The following is a 12,776-nucleotide window of genomic DNA, read 5'->3' as shown; positions in this document are numbered from 1 at the left end:
GAACCTAAGCATGAAGCCGACCTTTCTTGATTTTGAGCAGCCGATTGCCGAGCTCGAGAACAAGATAGAGGAATTGCGTTTCGTCCAAGACGATTCCGTCCTCGATATCTCGGAAGAGATTGCCCGCTTGCAGAAGAAGAGTCAGGAACTGACCAAGACGCTGTACAGCAAACTGACGCCGTCGCAGATCGCCATCGTGGCACGTCACCCGCAACGCCCGTATACCCTGGATTACATTGGCAGCCTGTTTACTGATTTTCAGGAACTGCATGGCGACCGCGCCTTTGCCGACGATCCGGCCATCGTGGGTGGCCTGGCTCGCTTCAACGGCCAGCCGGTAATGGTGATCGGCCATCAGAAGGGCCGCGACACCAAAGACAAGATCTACCGCAACTTCGGCATGCCGCGTCCGGAAGGCTATCGCAAGGCACTGCGCCTGATGCGTACCGCCGAGAAATTCGGCCTGCCGATCATTACTTTTGTTGATACCCCGGGCGCTTACCCCGGTATCGGTGCCGAAGAGCGCGGCCAGTCCGAAGCCATCGGCCGCAACCTGTACGAAATGACCCGCCTGAAGGTGCCGGTCATCGTGACCGTGATCGGCGAGGGCGGTTCCGGCGGTGCGCTGGCTATCGCCGTGGGCGACTACGTCAACATGCTGCAGTACTCCACCTACTCGGTGATTTCGCCGGAAGGCTGTGCTTCCATTCTGTGGAAGACTGCCGAACGCGCTGCCGATGCGGCAGAAGCGCTGGGCATTACCGCGCCGCGCCTGAAGTCGCTGGGCCTGATCGACCGCGTGGTCAACGAACCGCTGGGCGGCGCCCATCGTGACCATCCGGCGATGATGACTGCACTGAAGCGCGTGCTGCAGGAACAGTTGAAGGAAGCCGCCGGCCGTGATGCGACCGAGCTGCTGAAAACCCGCTTCGATCGCCTGATGAGCTATGGCCGCTTCAAGGAAGATGCAGCCTGACCTGCTGCCACAGCTGATTGCCCACTGGCCGGACAAATTGTCCGGCCTTTGTCATTTGGAGCTGGCACTGTCCGGCGGGCTGGATTCCTGCGTGCTGCTGCACCTGCTGTGCCGCTGGCGCGACGAGGCCGGCGGGCCGGCGGTCAGCGCCGTGCACGTGCATCACGGCATCAGCCGCCATGCCGATGCCTGGGCAGCGTTCTGCGGCCAACTCTGTGCGCAGTACGGCGTAGCGCTGCGCGTCGAGCGCGTAACGCTGCAGCGTGGCGGCGGGCAGAGCCTGGAGGCGCTGGCTCGTGCCGCACGCTACCAGGCGTTTGCCGCTTCGCCGGCGCCTGTCGTTGTGCTGGCGCAGCATGCCGACGATCAGGCGGAAACCGTATTGCTGCAGCTGCTGCGTGGCGGCGGCCCGCGGGCGCTGGCGGCGATGCCGACCCGCCGGCAATGGCAGGGCAAGACCCTGTGGCGGCCGCTGCTGAAGGTTGGCCGCAAGGTGCTGCGGCAATATGCCGAGGCGCATGGCCTGCAGTGGGTGGAGGACGACTCCAACCAGGATGCGGCCAACTATCTGCGCAATCACCTGCGGCTGGAAACACTGCCGGCATTGCGGCAACGGCTACCGCAGCTGGATGCGCAGCTGCAGCGCAGTGCACGGCGCATGGCCGATGCGGCGGCGATTCTGGACGATATGGCGCAGCTGGATCGCCGGGAGGCGGTAAGCGGCGATAGCCTGTTGCTGGTGCGCTTGCTGGCGCTGAGCCTGCCGCGGCAGCGCAATCTGCTGCTGCACTGGCTGTCACAGGCGAACTGGCCGCTACCGGCGCCGGATGCGCTGGATGGCCTGCTGGCGGCCCTGGCCGCTGGCGAGGAGGCACGGCTGGCGTTGCCGGCGGGTGAGCTGTATGTCTATCGCGGCGAGCTGCGGCGCGTACGGGCGGTGACGCATCCACCGCCGTGGCCACAGGCATGCCGGGTGGGCGAAGACTGGCATGGCTCGCATGGCGTGCTGCACTGGCAGCGTGGGCATGGCCTGCCGGCAGCCTGGCAGGGCCGGGTGGTGCAGCTGACGGCGCGGCAGGGTAGCGACGTGTTGTCACTCAAGGTTGGCCGCAAGGCTATCAAGAAGCTGTTCCAGGAGCAGGCGGTGCCGGCCTTGCTGCGTGCCGACTGGCCGCTGCTGCGCAGCGCGGACGGCGAGTTGCTGGGTGTGCCCGGTGTGGCGCTGGCTGAAATCGGGCTGGAAGCGGGCGGCTGGTGGCCGCAATGGCTGCCGGCAGCGGTAAGCCGCAGCTGATTCTGCCTGCCGCAACAAAAAACCGCCGCGTTCCAGGCCTGGATCGCGGCGGTTTTTTGTTGGCTCGCCCGGCTCAGGCCAGATTCATCGGGCCGAAGGCGCCGGGCAGCAGGACGTCCAGCGTGGTGTCGATGCGCTCCGTGCCATCGCAGACCGCGCGTATCGCCATGCCGGGGCCGAATTCGTTGAGCACCTGACGGCAGGCGCCGCAGGGCGGGGTGGGGGCGCTGGTGGGGGTGTAGATGCAGACGGCGAGCACTTCGCTCATGCCATCGGCACGGGCGCTGAAGATGGCGGTGCGCTCGGCGCAGTTGGTCAGGCCGTAGGAGGCGTTCTCCACATTGCAGCCGCGCACGATGCGGCCATCGCTGGTGAGCAGCGCGGCGCCAACGGCAAAGCGGCTGTAGGGTACGTAAGCCTGGCGCGCGGCGGCGCGTGCCTGTTTTTCCAGTTCCTGCCAGGGGATGTGGTGACCCATGCCGGTTCTCCTTGAGATGGGCGCGCGATATTCCGCTCACGCGGCGGGCTTGTCAATTGTTGCGTGGCTGGTGCAGAAACGGCAAGGCCGGGCATCGCCCGGCCTTGTGCCTTGCACTATGCGCGCTTAGTCCTCGCTGCCAACGTCGGCGAAGTCATCGTCGTTCAGCGGGTCGCCCAGGCCGGCGTCCACCAGCTCTTCGCGGGTGAGCAGGAACACGAAGCCGTCGCCGCTTTCGGTTTCCATCCAGGTGAACGGCAGGCTGGGGTAGGCGGCTTCCAGCACGTCGCGGTTGTGGCCGATCTCCACCAGCAGCACGCCCTGCGGGTTCAGCAGGCGGGCGGCGTTCTGCAGGATCACGTGGGTGGCATCCAGGCCGTCTTCGCCGGAGCCCAGCGCCAGTTCCGGCTCGTGCAGGTATTCCGGCGGCAACGCATCCACCGACTCGGCATCCACGTACGGCGGGTTGGCGATGATCAGGTCGTACGGCTCTTCCAGGCCTTCCACCAGGTCGCTGTGGATCAGCTGGATGCGCTCTTCCAGGCCGTAGTTCTGCACGTTGATGCTGGCTACTTCCAGCGCGTCCAGCGAGATGTCCACTGCATCGATGTCGGCGTCCGGGTAGTGGTGCGCCAGCTGGATGGCCAGGCAGCCGGAGCCGGTGCACAGGTCCAGCGCGCGGTTGACCAGTTCCGGATGCTCGATCCACGGTGCCAGCGGTTCGCCCAGCAGCTCGTAGATGAAGGAGCGCGGCACGATCACGCGCTCGTCCACGTAGAAGTTGAACTCGCCCTGCCAGGCTTCGTGGGTGAGGTAGGCCACCGGCACGTGCTCCTCGGCGCGGCGCTCGATCAGGTCCAGTACGTCCTTGACTTCGGTTTCCAGCAGCTTGGCGTCCAGGAACGGCTCCAGGCGGTCGATGGGCAGCTTCAGCGCCGACAGCAGCAGGTAGGCCGCTTCGTCATAGGCATTATCGGTGCCGTGGCCGTAGGTCAGATTCGCCTCGTTGAAGCGGGACACGGCAAAGCGCAGCAGGTCGCGCACGGTGTGGAGGCTGCTGGCGGCTTGTGCGTACATGGCATTCCTTTCAAAACTGGGCACCGCGGCAAGCGGTGGAACAAAAAGGTTGGCCGCATGCGGCCAACCCTGGGGTGCTAAATGGCGGCGATTATCGCTCAGAGCATGTTCACGAGCTAGCGAGCTAAAGCGAGACAAGGCGAAAATGGCTGAGGAAGCGGAGTTTACAAGTAGTAAATGAGCATTCCGAAGACGTTTTTAACGCAGTATCGCCGAAGCGCAGCCGATCGTGTACACGCTCTCAGAACGGCAGCGTTGCGCTGGTTTCCCTGGCCAGCACGCGGCGGAAGTCGTCCTGGATGCGTTGCAGCGCGGCGGCGTTGTCGGCCTCGAAGCGCAGTACGATCACCGGCGTGGTATTGGAGGCGCGCATCAGGCCGAAGCCGTCGGCGTACTCCACGCGCAGGCCGTCGATACTGATGATGTTCTCGGCGCCCTCGAACTGTGCGCTGTGCTGCAGGCGGGCGATCAGCGCGTGATTCTCGCCCTCGGCGGTCTTCAGGTTCAGCTCCGGGGTGGACAGCGCATCCGGCAGCGCATTCAGCACCGCAGACGGGTCTGCCACCTTGGACAGGATCTCCAGCAGGCGCGCGCCGGCGTACAGGCCGTCGTCGAAGCCGTACCAGCGCTCCTTGAAGAACACGTGGCCGGACATTTCACCGGCGAGGCCGGCATCCGGGTGTTCCTTCAGCGCGGCTTTCATGAAGCTGTGGCCGGTGCGGTTGATCAGCGGCTCGCCACCGGCGGCGCGAATCGCCGGCGCCAGCAGGCGGGTGCACTTCACGTCGTAGATGATCTTGCAGCCCGGTTGGCGTGACAGTACATCCTGCGCGAACAGGATCAGCTGGCGGTCCGGCCAGATGATGTTGCCGTCCTTGGTGACCACGCCCAGGCGGTCGCCATCGCCGTCGAAGGCCAGGCCGATTTCGGCATCGGTGTCGCGCAGCGCCTGGATCACATCCTGCAGGTTTTCCGGCTTGGCCGGGTCCGGATGGTGGTTGGGGAAGTTGCCGTCCACCTCGCAGAACAGCTTGTGCACTTCGCAGCCCAGGCCACGGAACAGCTCCGGTGCAAAATCGCCCGGCACGCCGTTGCCGCAGTCCACCACGATCTTCATCGGACGGGCCAGCTTGATGTCGCCCTGGATGCGCTCCAGGTAGGCATCCACGATGTCGTGGCTGCGGTAGCCGCCATGGCCGCTGGCAAAGTCGTTGTTAACGATGCGCTGGTACAGCTTCTGGATCCAGTCGCCGGCCAGGGTGTCACCGTCCAGCATCATCTTGAAACCGTTGTAGTCCGGCGGGTTGTGACTGCCGGTGACCATTACGCCGGAGAAGGTTTCCAGCTGGTAGGCAGCGAAATACAGCATCGGCGTGGCCACGCGGCCAACGTCGATCACGTCCACGCCGGCGGCGCGGATGCCGTCGCTCAGCGCGTTGCACAGCTCAGGACCGGACAGGCGGCCATCGCGGCCTACGCAGATGGCGCTGACATTGCGCTCGCGCGCTTCGGAGCCGATGGCGCGGCCGATCAGGCGGGCGGCATCGGCGGTAAGAGTGTCACCCACGATACCGCGGATGTCGTAGGCCTTGAAGATGGAAGCGGCAATGCTCATGACGGGAAAGTCCACTTGCTCGGGTCTCAAAAAAGGCGTCGCCGGCAGCAGGCCGGCGACGGAATATCGGGGGCGGGCAGGAATCAGGCTAGCGAGCGTGACAACTCGACCAGTTCGTCCAGCTTGCGGCGTGCCTTGCCGCTGTCGATCACATCGCGAGCCAGTGCCACGCCATCCTGCAGGTTCTCGGCGATACCTGCAGTGTAGATGGCGGCGGCGGCGTTCAGCAGCACGATGTCGCGCGCCGGGCCGCTGTCGCCAGCCAGTACGCCCTGCAGGATGGTGCGCGACTGCTCGGCGCTGTCGGCGCGCAGCATCGGCAGCGCGGCGTAGCCGAGGCCGAATTGCGCCGGGTCCAGCCGGTATTCAGTGATCTGGCCATTCTTCAGCTCGGCCACCAGCGTGTCGCCGGACAGGGTGATTTCGTCCAGGCCATCCTCGCCATGCACGATCATCACGCGGTCGCTGCCCAGTTCCTGCAGCACCCGAGCCTGGATGCCCACCAGGTCGGGGTGGAACACGCCCATTACCTGGTTCGGTGCATCGGCCGGGTTGGTCAGCGGGCCCAGGATGTTGAAGATGGTGCGCACACCCAGCTCACGGCGTACCGGTGCCACGTATTTCATGGCGGTGTGGTGGTTGGGGGCGAACATGAAGCCGACACCGATTTCGTCGATGCAGCGGCCAACCTGTTCGGCCGACAGGTTCAGGTTCACGCCCAGTGCCTCCAGCACATCGGCGCTACCGGAGCTGGACGATACCGAACGGCCGCCATGCTTGGCCACGCGCGCACCGGCGGCGGCGGTAACGAAGGCCGCGGTGGTTGAGATGTTGAAGGTGTGGCACTTGTCGCCGCCGGTGCCGCAGGTGTCCACCAGGTGGCTGCGATCCTTCACCGGCACCTTGATGGCGAATTCGCGCATCACCTGCGCCGAGGCGGCGATCTCCGACACGCTTTCGGTCTTCACGCGCAGGCCTACCAGGATGCCGGCGATCACGGAGGCCGGCACTTCGCCGCGCATGATCTGGCGCATCAGGTCCAGCATTTCGTCGTGGAACAGTTCGTTCTGGTCAATCAGGCGATTGAGGGCGGCCTGCGGGGTGATCATCTGGTGCTTCTCCGTGGGGTATCAGGCAAATTCTTGCAGGAAGTTCTGCAGCATCCGGTGGCCATGCTCGGTGAGGATGGATTCCGGGTGGAACTGCACACCTTCGATGGGCAGGGTCTTGTGGCGCACGCCCATGATTTCGCCATCTTCCGTCCAGGCGGTGATTTCCAGGCAGTCCGGCAGCGTTTCGCGCTCGATCACCAGCGAGTGGTAGCGGGTACAGGTTACCGGGTTAGGCAGGTCACGGAACATGCCGACATCGTGGTGCTGCACCGGCGATACCTTGCCGTGCATCAGCTGCTTGGCGTGGATGATCTTGCCGCCAAAGGCCTGGCCGATGCTCTGGTGGCCGAGGCACACGCCCATGATGGGCAGCTTGCCGGCGAAGTGCTCGATGGCCGCCAGCGAAATGCCGGCCTCGTTCGGCGTGCAGGGGCCGGGTGACAGCACCAGGTACTTGGGTGCCAGTGCTTCGATTTCCTGCAGGGTGATCTCGTCATTGCGGAACACCTTCACGTCCTGGCCCAGTTCGCCAAAGTACTGCACCAGGTTGTAGGTGAAGGAGTCGTAGTTGTCGATCATCAATAGCATATTTGACTTAAACCCTTGAATTTACTGGCCTCGTGAGTTTTGCCAGCTATTTGGTGCCCCCTTTTGTACCCCCAATTGATTTTGCTGGAGGGCGCAAGCGGGTATGTGAAGAAGTTGCGCATTACTATACCGGAACCCTCACGGCTGCGCAGCCCGCACAAGCCCGCCTGCATACCCCCGCACGTCAACCACGATTATCTGTCGGCACGCGCGGGTCGCAGTGTCGGCGAAAGCAGCCGCCATCACAGGGAATATTTCGACAGCTCGGCGGGCAGCGACCGGTTTACACAGCATTCCGCACATGCCCGGATGTGGGCGGGGCGATCAAAAAAGCTGCCTGTTGATTTTGGCAACTTTCATTCAGCTGAGGGGGCGTGACTTTGCCAATGGTTCTCAAACAGCAGGGTTTCCAGCTGTTGGCGCTGTGCCCAGTTCTCCTGCTCCAGCATGGGTTTGGCGTAGAACTGTTCCACGTGGCCGAGGCAGAGGATGGCTACCGCCTTGGCGCCGGGCGGCAGCTGTAGCAGCTCGCCCAGTGCCAGCGGGTCGAACAGCGAGACCCAGCCCAGGCCGATGCCTTCGGCGCGGGCGGCGAGCCACATGTTCTGGATGGCGCAGGCCACCGAAGCCAGATCCATCTCCGGCAAGGTGCGGCGGCCGAAGACATGGCGCTCGCGGTCATCCATCAGCGCGGCCACCAGTACCTCGCCACAGTCGAGAAGACCTTCCACCTTGAGCCGCATGAACTCGTCCTCGCGTTCACCCAGCGCTACGGCGGTGCGTACGCGTTCGGCTTCCACCAGCGCGTGCATATCGCGGCGCAGCCGGCTATCGCTGATACGGATGAAGCGCCATGGCTGCATGAAGCCGACGCTGGGGGCGAGGTGCGCGGCTTGCAGCAGGCGGGTGAGTAGCTCGGGGTCAATCGGGTCGGGCAGGAAGTGGCGCATGTCGCGCCGTTCGCGAATGGCGCGGTAGACGGCGGCAATTTCGAGGTCGTTATATCGATTCATGGTGTGGTCTTGCCCGTGAACAGCACGGCGGTGGCAAACGGGTTGGATGGGAAGTACAGGTGCAGATAGCTGGCGACGATGCTGCCGTGGCAATACAGCGCCTCGCCCGGCAGCGGGCTACTGTTGCGCACCGCATGGGTGGCCGGCGTCAAGGGCGTCGCGAGGCTGGTGTAATGGAAGGTGTGGCCGCGCAGCTCGCCGCCGCCCAGCGTTACCGACTGCAGGCCAAGCCCGGCCAGGCGCCGCCCCAGCGTGGCATGCCCGGGCAACAGGCCGAGCATGGCGCCGCTGGCACCGGTTTTGTCGGTGAGCGCATCGAGCAGGTAGAGCATGCCGCCGCATTCGGCGTACAGCGGCTTGCCGGCGGCGACGTGCTGCCGCAGGCCGGCCGCGGTGCGCTGGCTGGCGGCGAGCGTGGCCAGGTGCAGCTCCGGGTAGCCGCCGGGCAGGTAGACGGCGTCGGCGGGCGGCAGCGCTTCGTCGGCCAGCGGCGAGAAGAAGGCGAGCGTCGCGCCCAGCGCGGCGAGCAGTTCGATATTGGCCGGGTAGATGAATGAAAACGCCTTGTCGCGGGCGATGGCGATGGTTGTGCCGGCCAGCAGCGGCGGCACGGCAGCGGCAAAGGTTGGCCGCAAGGCCACCGCCGGTGGCAGCTCGACCAGTGCCGTGCCGGCAATCTGCGCGGCTGCCTGCTGCAGCCGCGCTTCGAGGTCGTCTACTTCCTGCGCCTGCACCAGGCCGAGGTGGCGTTCCGGCAGCGCCATGGCCTCGTCGCGCAGCACGGTGCCGACGCAGCGCAGCTCAGTCGGCAGCGCCTGCAGCAGCATCTCGGCGTGACGGGCGCTGGCCACGCGGTTGGCCAGCACGCCATGGAAAGCCAGCCCGGGGCGGAAGCTCGCCAGGCCGTGCGCCACGGCGGCGAAGGTCTGCGCCATGCCGGTGACGTCTATCACCGCCAGCAGCGGTACGCCCAGGGTGGCGGCCAGGTCGGCGCTGGATGGCGTGCCGTCGAACATCCCCATGCTGCCCTCGATCAGGATCAGGTCGGCATCCGCTGCGGCGGCGTACAGCCGGTGCCGGCAGTCGTCCTCGCCGGTCATCCACAGGTCGAGCGAATGCACGGGGTGGCCCGATGCCTGTTCCAGGATATAGGGGTCGAGGTAGTCCGGGCCGGTCTTGAACACGCGCACGCGCCGGCCCTGGTCGCGGTGGTAGCGCGCGAGGCCAGCGGTCAGCGTGGTCTTGCCCTGGTGCGAGGCCGGCGCGGTGAGGAACAGCGCCGGGCAGTGGCGGACGGTGTCGGCGCTCATCTCAGTACTCGACGCCCTGCTGCGCCTTGATGCCCTGTTCGCGGTAGGGGTGCTTCACCAGCCGCATTTCGGTCACCAGGTCGGCAGCCTCGATCAGCGCCTCCGGTGCATGGCGGCCGGTGACCACCACGTGCAGGTTGGCCGGGCGGGCGGCGAACACCGCCAGCACCTCGTCCAGCGGCAGGTATTCGTACTTCAGCACGATATTGAGTTCGTCGAGGATCACCATGTCGTAGTCGCCGCTGGCTATCATGCGGCGCGCCTCGTCCCAGCCCTTGCGGGCGGTGGCGATATCGGCGCTGCGGTCCTGCGTGTTCCAGGTATAGCCATCGCCCATGGTGAGGAAGTCGCAGTTGTCGAAGCCGCCCAGCAGGTCGCGCTCGGCAGTGTGCAGCGCGCCCTTGATGAACTGCACCACGCCAAGGCGCATGCCGTGGCCCACCACGCGCAGGCCCATGCCGAACGCCGCCGAACTCTTGCCCTTGCCGGTGCCGGTATTGACGATCAGCAGGCCCTTTTCCTGTGTTGCCGCCGCTTTCTTCTTCTCGAAGCCGGCTTTGCGCCGCTCGGTCATGCGCTGGTGCGATTCGTGATCGGTTTTCATCTGTTTTCCTTCATGAATTCATGGGCGTGCATCTAGTGCCATGCCGTGCCGGTGAGCGCCTGCAGGCGTTCCAGCAGGCGCGGGCGGCTGGGGTGGTAGCCGATGAACACCAGTTGCGCCTGACGTGCCGTGCCTGTCGGGTCAATACTGGCCTCGACCCGGCTGCGCACCGCCTGGATCAGCAGCCGGCCTGCTGCGCACGGCGCGAAACCCTTTACCCGCAGGATGGGTTCGCTGCGGGCCAGGGCGGCGACGGCGTCGCGCAGGGTGTCGGGGTGCTGTTGTTCCTTGCTGCGGATCATGAACGACTGCCAGCCCGGGTCCTGCTCATGGAAGTGCTTGTGGGTGGCCAGGCCGTGGCTGTGCGCACCCAGCCCACTGTGGCTGTGGCCGTCGAGCAGGCCCTGGTTGGCCAGCGGCCGCATCGTGAGCCCCGGCATGCTGGCCACCGGGCCGTAGTGGCGGTGGGCGCTGTTGGCCGGCTCGTGCAGGTGCAGGCCCAGCGTCAGCCGGGTGTCGAGCCTGGCCTCGTGGGCCAGTTCGATGAAGCGGATAGACGGCGCCAGCGCGCGCACGCGGCTTTCCGCCGCCAGCAGCGCCTCGTCGTCCAAGCCGTCGATCTTGTTCAGCACCACGATGTCGGCGTTGGCCAGCTGCAGCTCGAACAGCTCGGCCACCGGGGCGTCGATGCTGCGTGCCTCGCCTGCGGGCTGGCCGAAAGCGCCGTCCAGCAGCAAGGGGGTGTCGACTACCGCCAGCGTGGCGTCTAGCACGAAGCAGGGCGCCAGCGCCTCGCCCTGCAGCTGTTCCATTACCGCCGACGGCAGCGCCAGGCCGGAGGTCTCGATCAGCACATGGTCGATCACGCTGCGGCGTTGCCACAGCGCCAGCATGGTGGGCAGGAAGTCTGCGTCATCGTCGTAGGCGACCAGGCCATTGGCCAGGTCGTGGATCTCGGCGCCGCTGCCTTCATTGCGCAGCAGCGCGCCATCGATGGACACTTCGCCGAACTCGTTGACCAGGATGGCGAGGCGCCGCTGCTTGCTGTCACGAATCAGGTTCGACAGCAGGGTGGTCTTGCCGGCACCGAGAAAGCCGGTGATCACGGTAACCGGAATACGCGGCGTGCTCATGGCCGGGCCTCCGCAAGGGCTGCCAGCACGCCGCTGAAACCGGTGCTGACGGCGGGGTAGTCGATGCGGGGGCGCTCCACCACGATCAGCGGAATGCCCAGTGCGGCCGTGGCTGCTACCTTGGCGCCGTAGCCGCCGGCATCGCCGGAATCCTTGGTGACCACGCAGTCTATGCCCCAGTCGCGCCACAGCGTCTCGTTGGCCGCCTGCGAGAACGGCCCCTGCATCGCCAGCAGGTTGGCGCGCGGGATGCCGGCGTCGATGGCGCGCTGCAGGTGCTGCGGGTCCGGCGCCAGGCGCACGAACCATTGCCGTGCGGCGGCGCCGTCGGCCTTGACGAAGCGCACCAGCTCCTTGCTGCCGGTGGCGAGGAAGATACGTTGGCCGCAGCGCATCGCCAGCTGTGCGGCATCGTCCATGCTGGCAACGCGCTGCACATGGGCGGCCGGCGCGGCTGTGTCGCTGCCCGGGCGCTCGTAGCGCTGGTAGGGCAGCGACAGCTCGGCGGCCAGCGCAATCAGCTGCTGAGACATATCGCTGGCAAACGGATGGGTGGCATCGACGATGGCGCGCGCCGCGCTGTCGCGCAGCAGCTCGCGGCGGCGTTCGACCCCCAGCCGGCCGGCAACGGTGGTCAGCCCCGGGCAGTTCCGGCTGACCAGTTCCGCGCCGTAGTCGCTGGCGCTCGACACCACTACCGCGTGGCCGGCCCCGGCGATCTCGCTTGCCAGCGCATTGCCGTCGCTGGTGCCGGAGAACACCCACACCGCGCCCGTGGGCAGCGTGTCGGCTTTTACCGTGTCCGGCGTGTCGTCCCAGTTGCCGTAGCCGCGCGGCGAGTAGATCCAGCTGCGCTTGCGCTTGGTGAAGCGGTTGCCGATCACGATGGAGGTCAGCATGTCGAAGCGGCGCGTGCGCAGCTCGGCCAGCGTTACCACCTCCACCGTCTGGCCCTCGCGGTAGGCGTTGTGCACGATGCCGCACAGCGTCTCGGGGCGCTTGTGCTCAAGCATGATGTCCAGCACGCGGTACACGCCTTCCTGGCGCTGGCGGCTCTGCACGTTGTAGAACACCGCGGCGAGGTCCGCCTCGGCGATGTGGCGGGCGCGCTTTTCAATCCACTCCCACGGGCACAGCAGGTCGGACAGGCTCAGGGTGGCAAAGTCGTGCGACAGCGGCGCCCCCAGCAGCGAGGCGCAGGCGTTGGCCGAGGTAATGCCGGGAATCAGCTGCACGTCGAAGCTGTCGCTCTCCAGCATGTCCTCGTAGGCCAGCGTGGCCATGGCGTAGATGCCGATATCTCCGCTGGAGATCAGCGCCACCGTCTTGCCGGCGCGTGCCTGTTCCAGCGCCAGGCGGGCGCGTTCGCGCTCCTGGGTCAGCGGCAGGGTGCGGATATCCTTGCCGGTGATCCACGGCTGGATCCAGGTCAGGTACAGCTCGTAGGAAACGATCACCTCGCTGGCGGCGAGGGCGTCCCTCACCATCGGCGGAATCAGCTCGGCGGTGCCGGGGCCGACGGAGACCAGGTAGAGTTTGCCGGTCATGGTTTCATCTTTCTGCAATGCAGGGCGCT

General features: G+C 66.0%; 12 protein-coding genes. 2 read left to right on the top strand and 10 right to left on the bottom strand.

The annotated features are described in order from the left end of the window. The first annotated feature begins 10 nt into the window (after positions 1 to 10). Complete coding sequence (locus PSELUDRAFT_RS16035) at positions 11 to 976, top strand: acetyl-CoA carboxylase carboxyltransferase subunit alpha (RefSeq protein WP_088967788.1); 966 nt, start codon at positions 11 to 13, stop codon at positions 974 to 976. Continuing rightward, on the top strand, positions 966 to 2,270 hold the full coding sequence (gene tilS, locus PSELUDRAFT_RS16030; RefSeq protein WP_162291271.1) for a tRNA lysidine(34) synthetase TilS: 1,305 nt from the start codon (positions 966 to 968) through the stop codon (positions 2,268 to 2,270). The genes PSELUDRAFT_RS16035 and tilS overlap by 11 nt, the downstream gene beginning before the upstream one ends. Positions 2,271 to 2,343: 73 nt before the next feature. On the opposite strand, the gene PSELUDRAFT_RS16025 is transcribed toward tilS, so the two are convergent. The 10 genes from PSELUDRAFT_RS16025 to cobJ all read right to left on the bottom strand — a co-directional run bounded on the left by PSELUDRAFT_RS16025 (position 2,344) and on the right by cobJ (position 12,747). Further along, the gene (locus PSELUDRAFT_RS16025; RefSeq protein ID WP_088967786.1) at positions 2,344 to 2,748 is read right to left on the bottom strand and encodes a cytidine deaminase; all 405 of its coding nucleotides are present in this window, start codon (positions 2,746 to 2,748) and stop codon (positions 2,344 to 2,346) included. Between the two features lie 126 nt (positions 2,749 to 2,874). Next, positions 2,875 to 3,825 (bottom strand): 50S ribosomal protein L3 N(5)-glutamine methyltransferase, encoded by a 951-nt coding sequence (gene prmB / locus PSELUDRAFT_RS16020; RefSeq protein ID WP_088967785.1) that lies wholly within the window; start codon positions 3,823 to 3,825, stop codon positions 2,875 to 2,877. A 241-nt stretch (positions 3,826 to 4,066) separates the two neighbouring features. Continuing rightward, positions 4,067 to 5,440, bottom strand: a complete 1,374-nt coding sequence (locus tag PSELUDRAFT_RS16015; RefSeq protein WP_088967784.1) for a phosphomannomutase/phosphoglucomutase — start codon at positions 5,438 to 5,440, stop codon at positions 4,067 to 4,069. A gap of 83 nt (positions 5,441 to 5,523) precedes the next feature. Beyond that, entirely contained in the window at positions 5,524 to 6,549 is a 1,026-nt protein-coding gene (gene trpD / locus PSELUDRAFT_RS16010; RefSeq protein ID WP_088967783.1) for an anthranilate phosphoribosyltransferase, read from the bottom strand. Positions 6,550 to 6,570: 21 nt separating this feature from the next. Beyond that, positions 6,571 to 7,140 carry an aminodeoxychorismate/anthranilate synthase component II gene (gene pabA / locus PSELUDRAFT_RS16005; protein ID WP_088967782.1) on the bottom strand — a complete coding sequence of 190 codons (570 nt, stop codon included), beginning with the start codon at positions 7,138 to 7,140 and terminating at the stop codon, positions 6,571 to 6,573. A gap of 356 nt (positions 7,141 to 7,496) precedes the next feature. Beyond that, the gene (gene bluB, locus PSELUDRAFT_RS16000) at positions 7,497 to 8,153 is read right to left on the bottom strand and encodes a 5,6-dimethylbenzimidazole synthase (protein ID WP_088967781.1); all 657 of its coding nucleotides are present in this window, start codon (positions 8,151 to 8,153) and stop codon (positions 7,497 to 7,499) included. Then, a complete protein-coding gene (locus PSELUDRAFT_RS15995) occupies positions 8,150 to 9,463 on the bottom strand; it encodes a cobyrinate a,c-diamide synthase (RefSeq protein ID WP_088967780.1) in 1,314 nt (437 codons plus the stop codon). Before PSELUDRAFT_RS15995 ends, bluB begins: the two co-directional genes overlap by 4 nt. A gap of 1 nt (position 9,464) precedes the next feature. Then, entirely contained in the window at positions 9,465 to 10,067 is a 603-nt protein-coding gene (gene cobO, locus PSELUDRAFT_RS15990; RefSeq protein ID WP_088967779.1) for a cob(I)yrinic acid a,c-diamide adenosyltransferase, read from the bottom strand. 32 nt (positions 10,068 to 10,099) lie between these two features. Continuing rightward, positions 10,100 to 11,200, bottom strand: a complete 1,101-nt coding sequence (locus PSELUDRAFT_RS15985; protein WP_088967778.1) for a GTP-binding protein — start codon at positions 11,198 to 11,200, stop codon at positions 10,100 to 10,102. Continuing rightward, positions 11,197 to 12,747 carry a precorrin-3B C(17)-methyltransferase gene (gene cobJ, locus PSELUDRAFT_RS15980; RefSeq protein WP_088968537.1) on the bottom strand — a complete coding sequence of 517 codons (1,551 nt, stop codon included), beginning with the start codon at positions 12,745 to 12,747 and terminating at the stop codon, positions 11,197 to 11,199. The genes PSELUDRAFT_RS15985 and cobJ overlap by 4 nt, the downstream gene beginning before the upstream one ends. Between the last annotated feature and the right edge of the window lie 29 nt (positions 12,748 to 12,776).

Source organism: Vogesella sp. LIG4 (assembly GCF_900090205.1).
Lineage (GTDB): Bacteria > Pseudomonadota > Gammaproteobacteria > Burkholderiales > Chromobacteriaceae > Vogesella.
This window is presented reverse-complemented; position numbering and strand designations above follow the sequence as displayed.